This window comes from Streptomyces lusitanus (assembly GCF_042647945.1).
In the GTDB taxonomy this organism is placed as follows: Bacteria; Actinomycetota; Actinomycetes; order Streptomycetales; family Streptomycetaceae; genus Streptomyces; species Streptomyces pseudogriseolus.
The window spans coordinates 48795-65141 of sequence record NZ_JBHRWL010000019.1 but is presented as its reverse complement, the minus strand read 5'-3'; the positions used below and the strand labels follow the sequence as shown (position 1 = coordinate 65141).

General features: G+C 73.8%; 15 protein-coding genes. 10 read left to right on the top strand and 5 right to left on the bottom strand.

The genetic code is table 11. The features are described 5' to 3' along the window. Positions 1 to 74: 74 nt before the first annotated feature. Together ACFOSY_RS25715 and ACFOSY_RS25710 are read left to right on the top strand one after the other, a co-directional pair. Positions 75 to 1406, top strand: coding sequence for a hemolysin family protein (locus ACFOSY_RS25715; protein WP_394311021.1), 1332 nt, complete (start codon positions 75 to 77; stop codon positions 1404 to 1406). Next, entirely contained in the window at positions 1403 to 2479 is a 1077-nt protein-coding gene (locus ACFOSY_RS25710; RefSeq protein ID WP_394311019.1) for a hemolysin family protein, read from the top strand. The genes ACFOSY_RS25715 and ACFOSY_RS25710 overlap by 4 nt, the downstream gene beginning before the upstream one ends. 34 nt (positions 2480 to 2513) lie before the next feature. Here ACFOSY_RS25710 and ACFOSY_RS25705 read toward each other — a convergent pair whose 3' ends face one another. Together ACFOSY_RS25705 and ACFOSY_RS25700 are read right to left on the bottom strand one after the other, a co-directional pair. After that, the gene (locus tag ACFOSY_RS25705) at positions 2514 to 4367 is read right to left on the bottom strand and encodes an AAA family ATPase (RefSeq protein WP_394311017.1); all 1854 of its coding nucleotides are present in this window, start codon (positions 4365 to 4367) and stop codon (positions 2514 to 2516) included. A gap of 451 nt (positions 4368 to 4818) precedes the next feature. Continuing rightward, positions 4819 to 5376: a hypothetical protein gene (locus ACFOSY_RS25700; protein ID WP_394311015.1), complete on the bottom strand. Its 558-nt coding sequence runs from the start codon at positions 5374 to 5376 to the stop codon at positions 4819 to 4821. A gap of 315 nt (positions 5377 to 5691) precedes the next feature. On the opposite strand from ACFOSY_RS25700, the gene ACFOSY_RS25695 reads away from it, so the two are divergent. The 3 genes from ACFOSY_RS25695 to ACFOSY_RS25685 all read left to right on the top strand — a co-directional run bounded on the left by ACFOSY_RS25695 (position 5692) and on the right by ACFOSY_RS25685 (position 8129). Beyond that, the gene (locus ACFOSY_RS25695) at positions 5692 to 7065 is read left to right on the top strand and encodes a peptidase C39 family protein (RefSeq protein ID WP_394311013.1); all 1374 of its coding nucleotides are present in this window, start codon (positions 5692 to 5694) and stop codon (positions 7063 to 7065) included. 154 nt (positions 7066 to 7219) lie between these two features. Further along, complete coding sequence (locus ACFOSY_RS25690; protein WP_394311011.1) at positions 7220 to 7360, top strand: SCO1431 family membrane protein; 141 nt, start codon at positions 7220 to 7222, stop codon at positions 7358 to 7360. 112 nt (positions 7361 to 7472) lie between these two features. After that, positions 7473 to 8129 carry a TetR/AcrR family transcriptional regulator gene (locus ACFOSY_RS25685; protein WP_394311009.1) on the top strand — a complete coding sequence of 219 codons (657 nt, stop codon included), beginning with the start codon at positions 7473 to 7475 and terminating at the stop codon, positions 8127 to 8129. Between the two features lie 94 nt (positions 8130 to 8223). Here the strand turns inward: ACFOSY_RS25685 and ACFOSY_RS25680 are convergent, their stop codons facing one another. Further along, the gene (locus tag ACFOSY_RS25680) at positions 8224 to 9462 is read right to left on the bottom strand and encodes a glycoside hydrolase family 18 protein (protein ID WP_394311007.1); all 1239 of its coding nucleotides are present in this window, start codon (positions 9460 to 9462) and stop codon (positions 8224 to 8226) included. 334 nt (positions 9463 to 9796) lie between these two features. Between ACFOSY_RS25680 and ACFOSY_RS25675 the strand changes: the two genes are divergently transcribed. Next, a complete protein-coding gene (locus ACFOSY_RS25675; RefSeq protein ID WP_394311004.1) occupies positions 9797 to 10969 on the top strand; it encodes an acyl-CoA dehydrogenase family protein in 1173 nt (390 codons plus the stop codon). Here ACFOSY_RS25675 and ACFOSY_RS25670 read toward each other — a convergent pair. Together ACFOSY_RS25670 and ACFOSY_RS25665 are read right to left on the bottom strand one after the other, a co-directional pair. Then, positions 10932 to 11186: a hypothetical protein gene (locus ACFOSY_RS25670; RefSeq protein WP_394311002.1), complete on the bottom strand. Its 255-nt coding sequence runs from the start codon at positions 11184 to 11186 to the stop codon at positions 10932 to 10934. The two genes, ACFOSY_RS25675 and ACFOSY_RS25670, sit on opposite strands and share 38 nt — an antisense overlap. Positions 11187 to 11439: 253 nt before the next feature. After that, positions 11440 to 11874 (bottom strand): hypothetical protein, encoded by a 435-nt coding sequence (locus ACFOSY_RS25665; RefSeq protein ID WP_394311000.1) that lies wholly within the window; start codon positions 11872 to 11874, stop codon positions 11440 to 11442. A 214-nt stretch (positions 11875 to 12088) separates the two neighbouring features. On the opposite strand from ACFOSY_RS25665, the gene ACFOSY_RS25660 reads away from it, so the two are divergent. The 4 genes from ACFOSY_RS25660 to fxsA all read left to right on the top strand — a co-directional run bounded on the left by ACFOSY_RS25660 (position 12089) and on the right by fxsA (position 16315). Beyond that, complete coding sequence (locus ACFOSY_RS25660; RefSeq protein ID WP_006136660.1) at positions 12089 to 12529, top strand: Lrp/AsnC family transcriptional regulator; 441 nt, start codon at positions 12089 to 12091, stop codon at positions 12527 to 12529. A gap of 114 nt (positions 12530 to 12643) precedes the next feature. Then, entirely contained in the window at positions 12644 to 14248 is a 1605-nt protein-coding gene (locus ACFOSY_RS25655) for an amidohydrolase (RefSeq protein WP_394310998.1), read from the top strand. A gap of 539 nt (positions 14249 to 14787) precedes the next feature. Next, on the top strand, positions 14788 to 15657 hold the full coding sequence (locus tag ACFOSY_RS25650) for a polyprenol monophosphomannose synthase (RefSeq protein ID WP_394310995.1): 870 nt from the start codon (positions 14788 to 14790) through the stop codon (positions 15655 to 15657). A gap of 64 nt (positions 15658 to 15721) precedes the next feature. Beyond that, positions 15722 to 16315 (top strand): FxsA family membrane protein, encoded by a 594-nt coding sequence (fxsA, locus tag ACFOSY_RS25645; protein WP_394310993.1) that lies wholly within the window; start codon positions 15722 to 15724, stop codon positions 16313 to 16315. Positions 16316 to 16347 lie beyond the last annotated feature (32 nt).

Here is a 16347-nt window from a genome sequence, read left to right as displayed (position 1 = left end):
TGCAGTACCTGCGCCGCCCCCTGCCGACATAGCGCTCACCGCCCGGTGGGCGCGCATGCGGAGGCGGCGGCATCATGAGCACCCCCCTGCTGCTTCTCGCAGCCGCGTTCCTGCTGATCCTGGCCAACGGCTTCTTCGTGGCCGCCGAGTTCGGCCTGGTCACCGTCGAGCGGGCGGACGCCGAGGAGGCCGCGGCGGCCGGTGACCGGCGCGCCCACCGTGTCGTCGCGTCCCTGCGTGAACTGTCGTTCCAGCTCTCCGGCACCCAGCTCGGCATCACCATCACCTCCCTGGTCGTCGGCATGCTCGCCGAACCGGCCCTGGCCCAGCTGCTGGACGGCCCGCTCACCGGCGCCGGCCTGCCCGAGGGCGCGGTCCCCGGCGTGTCCGTGGTGATCGGCATGCTGCTCGCGTCCGCCGTGCAGATGGTGATCGGCGAGCTCGTGCCGAAGAACTGGGCGGTGTCCCGGCCGATGCAGGTCGCGCGCTTCGTCGCCGGCCCGCAGCACGCCTTCGCCCGCCTGTTCCGCCCGGTCATCGCCGGACTGAACGCCGTGGCCAACCGGCTCGTGCGGGCCCTGGGCGTCGAGCCCGCCGAGGAGCTGGCCTCCGCCCGCACCCCCGGCGAACTGGTGTCCCTGGCCCGGCACTCGGCCCGCGCGGGCGCCCTCGAACAGGACACGGCGGACCTCTTCGTCCGCACCCTGTCCCTGGGCGAGCTGACCGCCCAGCACGTCATGACCCCACGGGTGCGGGTCAGCGCCCTCCAGGCCTCCGCGACCGCGGAGGACGTGGTCAACCTCACCCGCGCCACCGGCCTGTCCCGCTTCCCCGTGTACCGGGAGCGGATCGACGAGATCGCCGGCATGGTCCACCTCAAGGACGCCCTCGCGGTCCCCGCGCACGAGCGGCTGCGCACCCCGGTCGCCCGCATCGCCCGCCCGGCGCTGCTGGTCCCCGAGACCCTGCCGGTGCGCCCGCTGCTCACCCGGCTGCGCAGCGAGCAGCCCATCGCGGTCGTCGTCGACGAGTACGGCGGCACCGCCGGCGTCGTGACCCTCGAGGACATCGTCGAGGAGATCGTCGGCGAGGTGCGCGACGAGCACGACGGACAGGACGTGCCCGAACTCGCCCCGGCCCCGCCGGAGGACGGCAACCCGGCCTGGGACGTCGACGGCGGCGCCCGGGTCGACCTGCTGCGCCGCATAGGACTGGAGGTCCCCGAGGGCCCCTACGAGACGGTGGCCGGCCTGGTCGCCGATCTGCTCGGCCGGATCCCGGCCGTGGGGGACCGCGCGGAACTGCCGGGCTGGCGGCTGTCGGTGCGCCGCGTCGGCCACTACCGCGCGGAACGCGTCCGCCTGGTCCGCACGGCCCGGGCGCCCCTCGCGGAGGCCGCCGGATGAGCGTCCTGCAACTGCTGTTCGCCGCACTGCTCGTGCTCGCCAACGGCTTCTTCGTCGGCGCCGAGTTCGCCCTGGTGTCGGTCCGCCGCAGCCAGATCGAACCGCTCGGCACCGCCCGCGCCCGCCAGGTGCTGTACGGCCTGGAGCATCTGCCGCACATGATGGCGGCAGCCCAGTTCGGCATCACCGTCTGCTCGCTCACCCTGGGCGCGGTCGCCGAACCGACCGTGGCCAAACTGCTTGAGCCGGTGTTCGCGTGGATGCACCTGCCGCACGGGGTGATCCACCCGCTCGGCTACGTCATCGCGCTCGCCGCCGTGGTCTTCTTCCACCTCGTGATCGGCGAGATGGTCCCGAAGAACCTGGCGATGGCCGCGCCCGGGAAGGCGGCCCTGTGGCTCAGCCCGGGACTGGTGTGGTTCGCCCGCCTGTGCAAACCGGTCACCGTCGCCCTCGGCGCCTGCGCCCAGGGCGTCCTGCGGCTCTTCCACGTGGAGCCCAAGGACGAGGTGGAGGCCGTCTTCACCAGCGAGCAGCTCAACCGGCTGGTGGAGGACGCCGGCCAGGCCGGACTGCTCGACCCGGAGGAGGCGGAGCGCCTGGAGGACGCACTGGAGCTGGGCTCGCGCCCGGTGACGGACGTCCTGCTGCGCCGCGAGACCCTGGTGACGGTCACCCCGGCGGTCACGCCGGGGCAGATCGTGGAGCTGACCGCCCGCACCGGGTACTCGCGCTTCCCGGTGGCCGCCGAGGGCGGCGCCTTCATGGGCTATCTGCACGTCAAGGACGTCCTGGACCTGGAGGACGCCGACCGGGCCGTCCCGCAGCGGCTGTGGCGCCCGATGACGACCTTGCGTCCCGAACTCCCGCTGGACGACGCCCTCACGGTGATGCGCCGCGCGGCCAGCCATCTGGCCCAGGTGTCGGACGTGTCCGGGAAGGTGCTGGGCCTGGTCGCCCTGGAGGACGTGCTGGAGATGCTCGTCGGCGAGGTGCGCGACCCCGCCCACCGGGAGGTCACGCTCACCCCGCAGCGGGCGAGCGGGACGCCGGAGGAGGCGATGGCCACCTGACCGGGGGCCTGACGTCGATACGCCCGTCGGGGTTCTACGGCCCCGACGGGTCCGACGGGCCCCGCCCCGACAGCACCTCCCCGTACGCCTGCATCAGGTCCGGCAGCCGCAGCGTCGCCAGGTCCTCCCGGGACAGCGGCCCCGGGTACGCCGACAGCCGCAGGTCGCGGTAGGCGCAGCTCTTCTCGTACAGGGTGCGCAGGAAGCGGCCGTTGCCCAGCTCGTCGATCCACCCCTGGTCCACCACGTGCCCGGCGATGGAACGCAGCTCGTCCACGGCCTCCTCGTCCCACACGTCGCCGTTCTCCGCGGCCAGCACCTCGCCGATCCTCGTCAGCTCCAGCGGCCGGTACGAGGGGAAGTCCACGCGGGTGGTGAAACGGGACGACAGCCCGGGGTTGGCCGCCAGCAGCCGGTCCATGCCCTCCGGGTAGCCGGCCAGGATCACCACCAGGTGGTCGCGGTTGTCCTCCGCGCGCTTCAGCAGCACCTGGAGCGCCTCGTCGCCGTACGCGTCGCCCTTGCCGTAGCCCGAGTTCGACAGGGAGTAGGCCTCGTCGACGAAGAGCACCCCGCCGAGCGCGGAGTCGATCAGCTCGTTGGCCTTCACCGCCGTCTGCCCGAGGTACTCGCCGACCAGGTCCGCGCGCTGGGCCTCCACCAGGTGGTCGCCGCCGAGCAGTCCGAGGGCGTAGAAGACCCGGCCGAGGATGCGGGCGACCGTGGTCTTGCCCGTGCCGGAGGGGCCGGAGAAGACGAAGTGCCGTTTCGGCGGCTGCACCGGCAGCCCCTGGCCGGCCCGCAGCCGCGCCATGTTCAACTGCGCGGACAACGCCTTGACCTGGCGCTTCACCGGTTCCAGACCGACCATGCGCTCCAGTTCCGCGAGCGCCTCCTCCAGCAGCGCCGGGTCGGTGGGCCCCGCCGGCAGCGCCGGGCCCGGGCCGCCGGCCCGTTCGCGCACCCCGGACCCTGCGAACGACGGCATCGGGGGAGGGGCGGGGTCCGCGTCGGACAGCCGCAGGTCGCGGCCCTCCGTCCCGAAGAGCGGGTCCAGCGTGTCGGGGCCGTCCACGGTGTCCTGCCCCGCGCCGGTGAGGGTGATCGCGGCCAGGTCGGCGGAGTCGTCGTAGCCGTCGCCCTCGGCGATCGCCGCGAGCCGGGCGGCGGTGTCCATGAAGGCCGGATCGACCCGGTGCACCGCCCGGTACAGCGGGAGCGCGGCGGCACTGCGGCCCGTGCCCTCGCGGGCGCGCGCCAGCCAGTAGCGCAGCTCCTTGCGCTGCGGCTGCTCGCTGCGGCACCGCATCAGCGCCGCCGCCAGCAGCGGCTCCGCCTGCCCGTACATCTCGAGGCGCACCCGGGCCATGCCGCCGAACAGGCCCGCCTCGATGCCCAGCAGCGGGTCGTCGACGAGCGGGTCGGTGTGCCGGACCAGCTGCTCCCAGTCCTTGACGAGATAGGCGCGGCAGGCGTGCAGGAAGCGCACCTGCGGGTCGGCGTCCACCGGGGGCAGTCCGGCGAGCGCGCGGTCCAGCTCGGGGACGTGCCGCCCGTCCAGCCAGTGCGAGGCGTGGGCGAGCAGCAGGTCGCGCGGGGTCTCCAGGACGGGCTGCACCCACCAGCCCAGCCAGTACCAGGAGTTGAGGGTGCGGTCGTGCCGCGTGCGCTGTTCGCCGAAGCGGTCGCGGTGGCGGAACATCCGCAGCAGCGCGGTCGTCGTGTCGACGCGCAGCGCGTGCAGTCCGAGCCAGCCGTCGGCCATCCCCGGGTCGATCCGTACGGCGGTCCGGAACTCCTCCTCCGCCTGCGGATAGGCGCCCATCGTGTACGCGTCCACGCCCCGCAGCCAGGCGAGGTCGGCCGGGGCCTGCGCGCCGAAGTCCATCACGTCCCCCACAAACCGTGCCCCCGTCGGTGTGCCGGCCGGCCCCTCGGCCGCCGGCGCCCTGTGGCCGAACCGCTGTGCCGCGGACCGGAGTTGCAAGGTGCGCGAAGCTTCGTCGCCGGTCGCACCGAGGGCATCGTACCTGCGGGGGCGCCGCGTCCGCAGGGTGCGGAGCAGGTGAAACGGAGAGGGAAAGGGGGCGCGTGGGAGGCGCGCGGAAGGTGATCCTCACCGAGGGTGATCGTCATATGCCGCTGCGCGCCCGGAAAGCGTGAAAAGGGCAGAACGAAGCCCCCGATCACGGGGGAACAACCGGGGGCTTCGTGTCTGCCGGCGGCTCCCGAAGGGCCGCACATTGAGAACGTAAGACCTGTACGGGCCCTCGGTCAAGCCGAGTTGGGGGACTGCGGCAACTTGTCCGAAGCCGCTCTTCACAGGTTCACCACATCGGCTACGACCCGTCACCGTACGTGATCGAACAGGGTGTCTCACCCGTCCCGGCAGGCCCGGGAACCAGCTCGTACCCCTGCTGTCGCTGCCGTACCAGCAGGTGCGCGAAGGGGCGTGAGGGATCACCGGCGAAGTGCGCTCGCTCCGCCCGCTCCCAGCCGTCCCAGAACTCCCGCTGCTCCTCGCCGTCCCGCGCCCGCCCCCGCGCCCAGGACTCCGCACGCGGCACGTCCATCCACAGCAGCAGCGCCAGGTACGGGCGCAGCGCCGCGCGTCCCGCGCCGACGCCCTCGACCACCACCACCGGCGCGGCGGGCAGCGGACGCGGCGGTCCGGGGCGGCGGGCGCGCCAGTCGTAGGGGGCGTAGCGCGCGGTCGCGCCGCGGGAGAGCGGGGCGAGCACCTCGTCGCGCAGCCGCGCGGTCCAGTCGAACAGCTCGTCGTGGCGGGCGATGTCGTCGAGGCGCAGCACCGGGGCGCCGCCGAGCCGGTCGGCCAGCAGCCCGGCGAACGTCGACTTCCCGGACCCGGCGTGCCCGTCGACGGCGACGAGCCGCACCGGGCCGCACGAGGGAGGAAGCCGGCGGATGCGGGAGGCGAGCGTGTGAATGGCTGGTTCCCGGGGCTGTGAGGGTGGGCGGACGGGAGCACTCTAGGCCCCGGACGACAGCACCCCGGACGCCGTCGCCACCTGCGGCGCTTCCGCCATTGGTCGAGTCCCATGTTGGTCGACGCCGCGCGGCCCGGATGCTGGCAGGACCCGCCCGGCTGCGTTCATAGTGGGGCGCACACCCGCTCCATCCGCCGGACGCACACCGTCCGGCGGCCGTGCACCGGTCCCGTCCCGACTCCGACACCTGGGGGTCCCCCGCCCATGAGCAGAGCCGAACTGCCGTCCCGCAGAACCCTTCTGGCCGCGGCGGTCGTCGCCACCGTCGCCGGAAGCGCGGCGACGGCGTCCGCGGCCGTCCCGACCGCCGGCGCCACCCGGCCCGCGGCGCCCGGGCGCGCCGCCGCCCGCACCGTCGACAACCGTGCCTGGACGACGTACACCGACTGGCGCTCCGGCAGCGCCGCCGGCACCCGTGCGGTGGCCGGCGTCCGCCCCGGCCTGGTGCTCGCCAGGGCGGCCGGCACCACGGACTACACCGACCCGCACACCGGCCGCACGGCCGCCTGGGAGTACGCGACCTGGACCTCGCCCGTCCACCGCTTCGCGGTCCCCGCCACCGAGGCGATCGCCTCCTGGAACGCCCGCACCCCCGAGGGCACCTGGCTCCAGGTCGAGCTCAAGGGCACGTACTCGGACGGCACGGACACCCCCTGGTACGTGATGGGCCGCTGGGCGGCCGGCGACGCCGACATCAGGCGCACCTCCGTGGACGACCAGGGCGACGGGAAGAGCAGCGTCTGGACGGACACGTTCGCCGTCGACGACGCGGCCTCGGGGCTGCGCCTCGCCTCCTGCCGGCTGCGCCTCACCCTGTACCGCCGCCCCGGCACCCGCCTCACCCCGACCGTGTGGCGGCTCGGCGTGATGGGCTCCGACGTCCCCGACCGGTTCACCGTCCCCGCCTCGACGCCCGGACTCGCCAGGGAACTGCTCGTCCCGCGCTACTCGCAGGAGGTCCACAAGGGCCAGTACCCGGAGTACGACAACGGCGGCGAGGCCTGGTGCAGCCCCACCTCCTCGCAGATGATCATCGAGTACTGGGGCGGCCGGCTCACCGAGGAGCAGCTTCGCTGGGTCGACCCGGCCTACGCCGACCCGCAGATCTGCCACGCGGCCCGCCACACCTACGACTACCAGTACGCCGGGTGCGGCAACTGGCCGTTCAACGCGGCCTACGCGGCGACCTTCCCCGGCCTCCAGGGCGTCGTCACCCGGCTGCGGTCGCTGACCGACCTGGAGACGCTGATCGCCGCGGGCATCCCGGCCATCACCTCCCAGTCGTTCCTGAAGGAGGAGCTGACCGGGGCGGGCTACGGCACCTCCGGGCACCTGATGACCGTCATCGGCTTCACCGCCGACGGCGACGTGATCGCCAACGACCCCGCCTCGGACGACAACGAGGCCGTGCGCCGGATCTACAAGCGGCGCGAGTGGGAGAACATCTGGCTGCGCACCAAGCGGTACAACGCCTCCGGAAAGGTCGTCTCCGGCACCGGCGGCGTCTGCTACCTGTACTTCCCGGCCCGCCCGACCCCGCGCCAGCGCAAGGCGCTCGCGGCGGTGGGCGTGCGCTGACCGACGCGTGCCGAACCGGCACGCGGCGGGCCCCGGCCGCCACCGGGGCCCGCCGCGTGTGAGCAACCTCTCGGCCGCGACCGCCGTTTCCGGTGGCAAGGTGGACGACGTCGCTTGGGGGGATCCACGCACCAACGGAGACCAGGTAGAAGTCATGAGCGCCACCGCAGCCACCGTCACCCGTGCCCGTACCGGCGGCCCCCGTGAGGACGGTCCGAAGATCGTCGAGCATGTGCTGGGCTGGACCCTCGTCGTGGTCGTCGCCATGCTCGTGACGCAGCTGGGACTGCTGTAGCCCGGCTGAGGCCCCGGGGCTCGTCGGGACGCGAAGCGCCCTGCCGCCGCGCGGGCCGACCTGCCATACTCCTGCGGACCGTCCCGCCCCCCGCAGGAGACCTGGGCCGCCCTTGAAGACCATCCAGCAGTCCGCCGTGCCGACCTCGTCCCGCGACACCCGGCGCGCGTCGGCCCGTCGCGCCGAACTCATCGCCATCGGACGCCGTTTGTTCGCCGACCGGTCCTACGACGCGCTGTCGATGGACGACATCGCACGCCAGGCGCGGGTCGCCAAGGGCCTGATCTACTACTACTTCCACTCCAAGCGCGGCTACTACCTGGCCATCATCGAGGACTCGGTGGCCGGGCTGGTCACGATGGCCGCGAGCGGCGACGAACTGCCGCCCAAGGAGCGCGTGCAGCGCACCATCGACAGCTATCTGCGGTACGCCGAGCACAACCAGGCCGCCTACCGCGCGATCGTGAGCGGCGGCGTCGGCTTCGACGCCGAGGTGCACGCCGTCCGGGACGGGGTGCGCGAGGCGATCGTCGCGACCATCGCCGAGGGCGCCTACGGCCGCTCCGACATCGCCCCGGTGGCCCGGATGGGGCTGCTGGCCTGGGTGTGCAGCGTGGAGGGCGCGGTGCTGGCCTGGATCGACCGCCCCGACCTGTCCCGCGAGACCATGTGCGAGCTGCTGGTGAAGACGCTCGGCGGGGCGATGCGCGCCATCGAGGAACTGGATCCGTCCCACCCGGCCCCCGGGCCCGCGCGCCGCGACGGCTGACGGAGGGCCGCGGCCGACAGCCGGGGGAGACACACGCGGGGCGGGAATCCCCCCGTGGAATCCCCGCCCCGCGCGCGTCCGGCTCGGGCAGCCCTTACCGGATGGCCTTGATCAGCTCGCCGTCCGCGGTGTCGCCGCTGAGCTCCCAGAAGAACGTGCCGCCCAGACCCTGCTCGTTCTTCCAGTCCGTCTTGGCGGCGACGGTCTGCGGGGTGTCGTAGCTCCACCACTGGTCGCCGCACTTGGCGTAGGCGGTGCCGCCGACCGTGCCGGTCGCGGGGCACTTGTCCTTGAGGACCTTGTAGTCGTCGATCCCCGGCTCGTACGTGCCCGGCGCGGGACCGGTCGCGGTGCCGCCCGGCTCCGCCTGGGTGACGCCGGTCCAGCCGCGGCCGTAGAAGCCGATGCCGAGCAGCAGCTTGTCCGCGGGGATGCCGAGACCGGTCAGCTTCGCGATGGTGGCGGCGCTGTTGTACTCGGCCTTCGGGATGCCGTCGTACGAGGTCAGCGGCGAGTGCGGGGCGGTGGGCCCGGCGGTGTCCCAGGCGCCGAAGAAGTCGTACGTCATCGGGTTGTACCAGTCGACGTACTGGGCGGCGCCCGCGTAGTCGGCCGCGTCGAGCTTGCCGCCGGCGGTGGCGTCCGCCGGGATCGCGGCGGTGACCAGGCTGTCGGCGCCGAAGGCGGAGCGCAGCGCCTTCATCAGCTCGCGGTAGGCGTCACGGCCGCTGGTGTCGCAGGTGGCGCCGCAGGCGTTGGGGTACTCCCAGTCGATGTCGATGCCGTCGAAGACGTCGGCCCAGCGCGGGTCCTCGACCAGGTCGAGGCAGGACTGCGCGAAGGCGGCCGGGTTCTTCGCGGCCTCGCCGAAGCCGCCTGACCAGGTCCAGCCGCCGAAGGACCAGATCACCTTGAGGCCGGGGTGCTTCTCCTTCAGCTTCCGCAGCTGGTTGAAGGTGCCGCGCAGCGGCTGGTCCCAGGTGTCGGCGACCCCGTCGACGGACTCCCCGGCGGTGTAGGCGCGGTCGGTGGCCGCGTAGGAGTCGCCGATGGCGCACTTGCCGCCGGTGACGTTGCCGAAGGCGTAGTTGATGTGGGTGAGCTTGTCCGCGGAACCGGACGTCTCGATGTTCTTGACGTAGTACTTCCGGTCGTACGTGCCCCATTCGGTGAAGTAGCCGACGACCTTCGAGCCGGCGGCGGCCTCCTGAGCCGAGGTCGCCGCGGTGGCGGTCGAGGCGCCCGTGCCGGCGAGCAGTCCGGCGCCGAGTACGGCGGTACAGGCGACGGACAGCAGCGCCCGCAGCGTGCGGGGGCGGTGGGGGGATGGCATCCGGTGTCTCCTCGTGGGGGAGGGGAGAGCCGCGTCGTTGACATGGACGCGGGGACTCGGGTTGGAGCGAAACCCTAGAAGGACTAGACCAGTTGGTCAATGGTGCGGACCAATGTGATCGCGGAAAGGGCGCCGTAAGGTGTCGCGAAGTAAGCGGTCGTTAACTGGTGACGTGATGCCGCCGATCGGGCATACTCACAGCGCAGAGCCGCTGGTCAGCAGCTTCCGAGACCCGGAAGTGCGAGCATCGGCCCGGCACCGGAACGACCCCGGCGGAGCCGCCTCCACCCAAGGCGCACGCCGATGTGCCCCTTACAGGGAGGAGAGCGACGCCATGCCCGACCGCGCCCCGCAGCCGGTGGACCGGCTACTGCCCACGGACGAGGCCCGGGACCTGCTCACGCTCGTCCGCGACATCGCACAGCGCGAGATCGCCCCCAGGGCCGCCGAGGAGGAGGAAGCGGGCCGCTTCCCGCGCGAGCTGTTCACCCTGCTGTCCGAGTCCGGCCTGCTCGGCCTGCCGTACGACTCCGGGTACGGCGGCGGCGACCAGCCGTACGAGGTCTACCTCCAGGTCCTCGAGGAGCTCGCCCGGGCCCGCCTCACCGTCGCCCTCGGCGTCAGCGTGCACACGCTCGCCACCTACCCGCTCGCCGCCTTCGGCACCAAGGAGCAGCACGCGGAGCACCTGCCCGCCATGCTCGGCGGCGGACTGCTCGGCGGCTACTGCCTCTCCGAGCCCTCCTCCGGTTCCGACGCCGCCTCCCTGCGCACCCGCGCGGTCCGCGACGGGGACGAGTGGGTCGTCGACGGCACCAAGGCGTGGATCACCCACGGCGGCGTCGCCGACTTCTACACGGTCATGGCGCGCACCGGCGGCGAGGGGGCGCGCGGCATCAGCGCGTTCCTGGTGCCCGGGGACGCCGAGGGGCTGAGTGCCGCCGCGCCGGAGAAGAAGATGGGCATGAAGGGCTCGCCGACCGCCCAGGTCCACTTCGACGGCGTCCGCGTGCCCGACGCGCGCCGCATCGGGGAGGAGGGGCAGGGCTTCGCCATCGCCCTGTCGGCGCTCGACGGCGGACGGCTCGGCATCGCCGCGTGCGCCATCGGCGTGGCCCAGGCGGCGCTCGACGAGGCCGTCGGCTACGCCACCGAGCGGCGCCAGTTCGGCCGGCCGATCGCCGACTTCCAGGGGCTGCGCTTCATGCTCGCCGACATGGCCACCCAGCTCGAGGCGGGACGCGCGCTGTACCTGGCGGCGGCCCGGCTGCGCGACGCGGGCCGCCCGTTCGGCCGGCAGGCCGCGATGGCCAAGCTGCACTGCACCGACACGGCCATGCGGGTCACCACCGACGCCGTGCAGATCCTCGGCGGCTACGGCTACACCGCCGACTTCCCCGCCGAGCGCTACATGCGCGAGGCGAAGGTGCTTCAGATCGTCGAGGGCACCAACCAGATCCAGCGGATGGTCATCGCCCGCCACCTCGCGGGGCCGGAGAGCCGCTGAACCGGCCGAACCCCCGCCAGGGCCCGGCGAGCCGGGCCCACTCCGGGTCGTGCCGCCCCGGCACGGTGCGGCCCCGGTCCGTCCACGTCCGCATCATCTCGCGGTAGATCGGCGGGTCCGGGAGCTGCGGCGGCGGGGCGGTCACGGCCGCCTCCACGGGCGGCGGCACGAACACGTGGCGCTGACGCCCGGTCGTCGAGTACGTGGGGGTCGTCATGCCCGGCCAACGCGCGAGCGGGCGGCCGGGTCACCGGCGTGCCGAATAGAGCGTGCGTTCAACGATGCCCCGTGCGGCGGACACCCGCGGACACCGGCGGACACCCGCGGACACCGGCGGGACCGGCCGGGCGACGACGGGGCGCACCGGCGACGGGCGATGCGTGGAAGCGGCGAAGGGCGACGGTGGTGAACGGCGACGGTGGCGAACGGCGAGGGTGGCGGTCCTCCGCCACCCCCGGGCCGGCCCGCGCTCAGGCGGCCTCGCGCCGCATCACCGGGAACCGGACCGGACGCGATCCCGGTCCGCCGACGTGCGAGAAGGGCTGGGTCCGCCAGTCGAGCCCCTGAGGGAGCGTCAGCAGCAGGGCCGTGTCCTGCTCCTGGGGCGTGACGGTCTCGTCCGCGGGACGGGCCTCGGACGCCCGGCGGCCGGTGCCGGCGCAGACCGTGAGCCCGAACGGGTTCCACGGCGAGGCGCACAGGGCGTGCTCCGGCAGGATCTCCTCGTCCGCCAGGAGGGCGATGGGCTGCGAGCAGTCCGGGCACACGACCCGGAACATCTCGAAGGTGTCGTACGCGTCGAAGTCGTCCTCCGGGGTTCCGGGTTCGACGTACTCCGGCTCGGGCGTGACGACGGGCTGCTGCCGCTTGGACGTGGTACGACCAGGGCGCTTAAGACTCTGCATTGGGTTCTCCCCCTCGGGCTGGGCCGTTCAGGCACTGCGGCCTCGACCACAGCAAGCACTTCCCACCACCCCCAGGGGGTAATCACGAGAACATCACGGAGACGGCGCAAGGTGTGTGGTCTTCGTCACATGCCCCTCGCAGATGCCGTCCGGGGCGCTTCCGCGCCGTCGTTCCGGTGTCCGAGGCGATCAAGCGCCCTGTAGGTTCAGCGCCATGGAGGAGCTGGACCGACAGATCGTGCAGCTGCTCGTCAAGGACGGGCGGATGAGCTACACGGACCTGGGCAAGGCCACGGGCCTGTCCACGTCGGCCGTGCACCAGCGGGTGCGGCGGCTGGAGCAGCGCGGCGTCATCCGCGGGTACGCGGCGGTGGTCGACCCGGAGGCGGTCGGCCTGCCCATGACCGCCTTCATCTCGGTCAAACCGTTCGACCCCAGCGCCCCCGACGACATCGCGGACCGCCTGGCCGGCGTGCCCGAGATCGAGGCGTGCCACAGCGTCGCCGGTGACGAGAACTACATTCTCAAGGTCCGCGTCGCCACCCCGCACGAGCTCGAGGAACTCCTCGCGCGGGTGCGCTCCCTGGCGGGCGTGTCCACGCGCACGACGGTTGTCCTGTCCACCCCGTACGAGGCGCGGCCGCCGCGCATCTGACGGGCCCGGGATGAGGGCGCCGCCCCCGGAGGGGGAGGGCGCCGCCCCTCCTCCCCTCCGCGGCGAGGGGGACCTGCGTGCGGGGGCGCCCGCGCGGCGCGCGAGACTGAGGGCATGAGTGAACGTACCGCCCCGCCGCCCACCGTCCTGCTCCGTCGCGGAGAGGTCCACAGCCCCGCCGACCCCTTCGCCACCGCGATGGTCGTCGAGCGCGGACAGGTCGCCTGGGTGGGTTCCGAGGGCGCCGCCGACGCCTTCGCGGACGGTGTCGACGAGGTGGTCGACCTCGACGGGGCGCTCGTCACCCCGGCGTTCACCGACGCGCACGTCCACACCACCGCCACCGGACTCGCCCTCACCGGCCTCGACCTGTCCACCGCCGCCTCCCTGGAGGACGCCCTCGCGCGGGTGCGGGAGTTCGCCGCCGCCCGCCCGGACGACCGGGTGCTCCTCGGGCACGGGTGGGACGCCGCCCGCTGGCCCGGCGGCCGGCCCCCGACGCGCGCGGAGCTCGACGAGGCCACCGGAGGCCGCCCGCTCTACCTCAGCCGCATCGACGTGCACTCCGCCGTCGTCTCCACCGCGCTGCTCGACCTCGTCGCGGGCGGCGTGGCCCGCGAGGACCGCCCGCTCACCGGCGACGACCACCACGCGGTGCGCGCCACCGCCCTGGGCGCCGTCACCCCCGCACAGCGCACCGCCGCCCAGCGCGCCGCCCTCGCCCACGCGGCCTCCCTCGGCATCGGCACGGTGCACGAGTGCGGCGGCCCCGAGATCTCCTCCGAGGACGACTTCACCGGCCTGCTGCGACTCGCCCGCGAGGAACCGGGCCCCCGCGTCGTCGGCTACTGGGCCGAGCAGGACGTGGCCAAGGCCCGCGAGCTGGGCGCCCTCGGCGCGGCCGGCGACCTGTTCGCCGACGGCGCCCTGGGCTCGCACACCGCCTGCCTGCACCAGCCGTACGCCGACGCCCCCCACACCGGCACCGCCCACCTCGACGCCGACGCGGTCGCCGCCCATGTGGTCGCCTGCACCGAGGCGGGCCTCCAGGCGGGCTTCCACGCCATCGGCGACGCCGCCGTGGGCACCGTGGTCGACGGCGTCCGCGCGGCGGCCGAGAAGCTCGGCCTCGCCCGCGTGCGCGCCGCCCGGCACCGCGTCGAGCACGCCGAGATGGTCACCCCCGGGACGATCGCCGCGTTCGCCGAGCTCGGCCTCACCGCCTCCGTCCAGCCCGCCTTCGACGCCCTGTGGGGCGGCGAGGACGGCATGTACGCCCAGCGGCTCGGGGCGGAGCGCGCCCGCACGCTCAACCCGTTCGCCGCGCTGCTGCGGGCCGGCGTCCCGCTCGCGTTCGGCTCCGACAGCCCGGTCACCCCGCTCGACCCCTGGGGCACCGTCCGGGCCGCGGCCTTCCACCGCACCCCCGAGCACCGCGTCTCCGTCCGCGCCGCCTTCACCGCGCACACCCGCGGCGGCTGGCGGGCGACCGGACGGGACGACGCGGGCGTCCTGGTGCCCGGCGCCCCCGCCGACTACGCCGTCTGGCGCACCGGCGCACTCGTCGTCCAGGCGCCCGACGACCGGGTGGCCCGCTGGTCCACCGACCCGAGGTCCGGCACCCCCGGCCTGCCCGACCTCACCCCCGGCCGTGACCTGCCCGTCTGCCTCCGCACGGTGGTCGGCGGCCGCACGGTCTTCGTACGGCCGGGCGAGTGATCTGCACGGGCGGCGCGGTGGTCGATCATGCGCCGCGCCCCTGTCGTGCGACCTGCGCATCCTCGCCTCTGACCAGGCATTTGAAGGATGCCGCCCAGGTGGAACGACTGTTGACAGGCGGCCGCGGGGGGCCGGTAGGTTCGGCCGGGTCCACCACCGGACGCCCGACCGGAGAACGTCCGGCCACTCGGGCCGGCGCCGCTGGGTCAGGGACGGTGTGCCGCACCGGGGCACCGTCGCTGGGAGCCAGGCTCAGCGCGGCGCGGGACCGAGGGACGTGTCCGCCGGCCGGGGAGGTGCGACCCCGGGTGGGGCCCGGGCGCTCAGTAGACAACGGCTCCAGGCCGATCCGCAGCCGGCGGGTCCCGGGCCGGCCCGAAGGGCGCCGGGCCCCCATCCGCCGTCCGCGCACACCGGTGGAAGAAGATGTGCCTACCCGATGATCGGGAAACGACGCCACCTTGTGTACGTCCTGTCACGTCAGCCCAGGCCGTGCACACTAAGGTGGGATCCTGCGCACAGGACATGAAGGGGCAGCAGTGAACGACGGCGACGGGACCCTCACGGCAGGATCCCAGGGGCGGAAATTCGGCCCGCTCGGTACGGCTTTGGTGATCATCCCCACGTACAACGAGGCGGAGAACATCCAGGCGATCGTCGGACGCGTGCGCAAGGCCGTCCCCGAGGCGCACGTCCTCGTGGCCGACGACAACAGCCCCGACGGCACCGGCAAGCTCGCCGACGAACTGGCCGCCGGCGACGACCACGTCCAGGTGCTGCACCGCAAGGGCAAGGAGGGCCTCGGCGCGGCCTACCTCGCCGGCTTCCGCTGGGGCCTGGAGCAGGGCTACGGCGTGCTGATCGAGATGGACGCCGACGGCTCGCACCAGCCCGAGGAGCTGCCCCGGCTGCTCACCGCGCTCAAGGGCGCCGACCTGGTGCTCGGCTCGCGCTGGGTGCCCGGCGGCCGGGTGGTCAACTGGCCGAAGTCCCGTGAGTTCATCTCCCGCGGCGGCAGCCTCTACTCGCGCATGGCGCTCGACCTGCCGCTGCGCGACATCACCGGCGGCTTCAGGGCCTTCCGCCGCGAGACGCTGGAAGGGCTCGGCCTCGAGGAGGTCGCGTCCCAGGGCTACTGCTTCCAGGTCGACCTCGCCCGGCGCGCGGTGAAGGCCGGCTACCACGTCGTCGAGGTTCCCATCACCTTCGTGGAGCGCGAGCTCGGCGACTCCAAGATGAGCCGGGACATCCTCGTCGAGGCGCTGTGGCGGGTCACCGCCTGGGGCGTGGGGGAGAGGGTCGGCAAGGTCCTCGGCCGCGGCGACGACGACAAGCCCCGTCAGCCCCGCGCCGGCAAGGCCGCCCCGGTCGAGCAGACCACCCCGGACACCGGGCGCTCCGAGCCGTAGGGCCGGATCGGCCGCCGCAGGGCCGCTTATCCCGTGCTGAGCCGGGCCCAGGCACACTGGGGGTATGACGACTGGTGCTCACAGCCCGTACCCCGCCCGGCCCCGGCGCTCCCGGCTGCGCACGCTGCTGCCGCTCGGCGTCGCCGCATGGCTCGTGCTGGAGATCTGGCTGCTGACCCTGGTCGCCGGCGCGTCGAGCGGTCTGGTGGTCTTCCTGATCCTGCTGGCCGGGATCGTCCTGGGCTCGTACGTGATCAAGCGGGCGGGCCGCCGCGCCTTCCGGAACCTCACCGAGACCGTGCAACAGCAGCAGGGCGGCGGCCCGGTGACCCCTGGCGCCCGGACCGACAGCGAGGGCAACGGGCTGACGATGCTGGGCGGCCTGCTCATCGTCCTGCCCGGCCTGATCTCCGACGCGCTGGGCCTGCTCCTGCTGGTGCCCCCGGTCCAGAAGGCCGTGAGCCGCTACGCGGAGCGCACCTTCGAGCGCAAGCTCCGCGAGGCCGCCGCGCAGAGTCCGCTGGGGGACGCCTTCACCCAGGCCCGGATGCGCCGCCCGGACGGCAAGGTGGTCCAGGGCGAGGTCGTCAGGGACGAGCCCGCAAGCGCCCCGGGGGACACCCCGCAGGGGCCGCGGCCTCCGCTGACGAAGGAGTGAGGAAACCCTGACGGCCTGACGGCCCGGCCGCG

Coding starts and splice junctions, on each gene's coding strand:
- ACFOSY_RS25715 (WP_394311021.1), top strand. CDS start 75: ATGAGCACCCCCCTGCTGCTTCTCGCAGCCGCGTTCCTGCTGATCCTG.
- ACFOSY_RS25710 (WP_394311019.1), top strand. CDS start 1,403: ATGAGCGTCCTGCAACTGCTGTTCGCCGCACTGCTCGTGCTCGCCAAC.
- ACFOSY_RS25705 (WP_394311017.1), bottom strand. CDS start 4,367: ATGGACTTCGGCGCGCAGGCCCCGGCCGACCTCGCCTGGCTGCGGGGC.
- ACFOSY_RS25695 (WP_394311013.1), top strand. CDS start 5,692: ATGAGCAGAGCCGAACTGCCGTCCCGCAGAACCCTTCTGGCCGCGGCG.
- ACFOSY_RS25690 (WP_394311011.1), top strand. CDS start 7,220: ATGAGCGCCACCGCAGCCACCGTCACCCGTGCCCGTACCGGCGGCCCC.
- ACFOSY_RS25680 (WP_394311007.1), bottom strand. CDS start 9,462: ATGCCATCCCCCCACCGCCCCCGCACGCTGCGGGCGCTGCTGTCCGTC.
- ACFOSY_RS25675 (WP_394311004.1), top strand. CDS start 9,797: ATGCCCGACCGCGCCCCGCAGCCGGTGGACCGGCTACTGCCCACGGAC.
- ACFOSY_RS25670 (WP_394311002.1), bottom strand. CDS start 11,186: ATGACGACCCCCACGTACTCGACGACCGGGCGTCAGCGCCACGTGTTC.
- ACFOSY_RS25665 (WP_394311000.1), bottom strand. CDS start 11,874: ATGCAGAGTCTTAAGCGCCCTGGTCGTACCACGTCCAAGCGGCAGCAG.
- ACFOSY_RS25660 (WP_006136660.1), top strand. CDS start 12,089: ATGGAGGAGCTGGACCGACAGATCGTGCAGCTGCTCGTCAAGGACGGG.
- ACFOSY_RS25655 (WP_394310998.1), top strand. CDS start 12,644: ATGAGTGAACGTACCGCCCCGCCGCCCACCGTCCTGCTCCGTCGCGGA.
- fxsA (WP_394310993.1), top strand. CDS start 15,722: ATGACGACTGGTGCTCACAGCCCGTACCCCGCCCGGCCCCGGCGCTCC.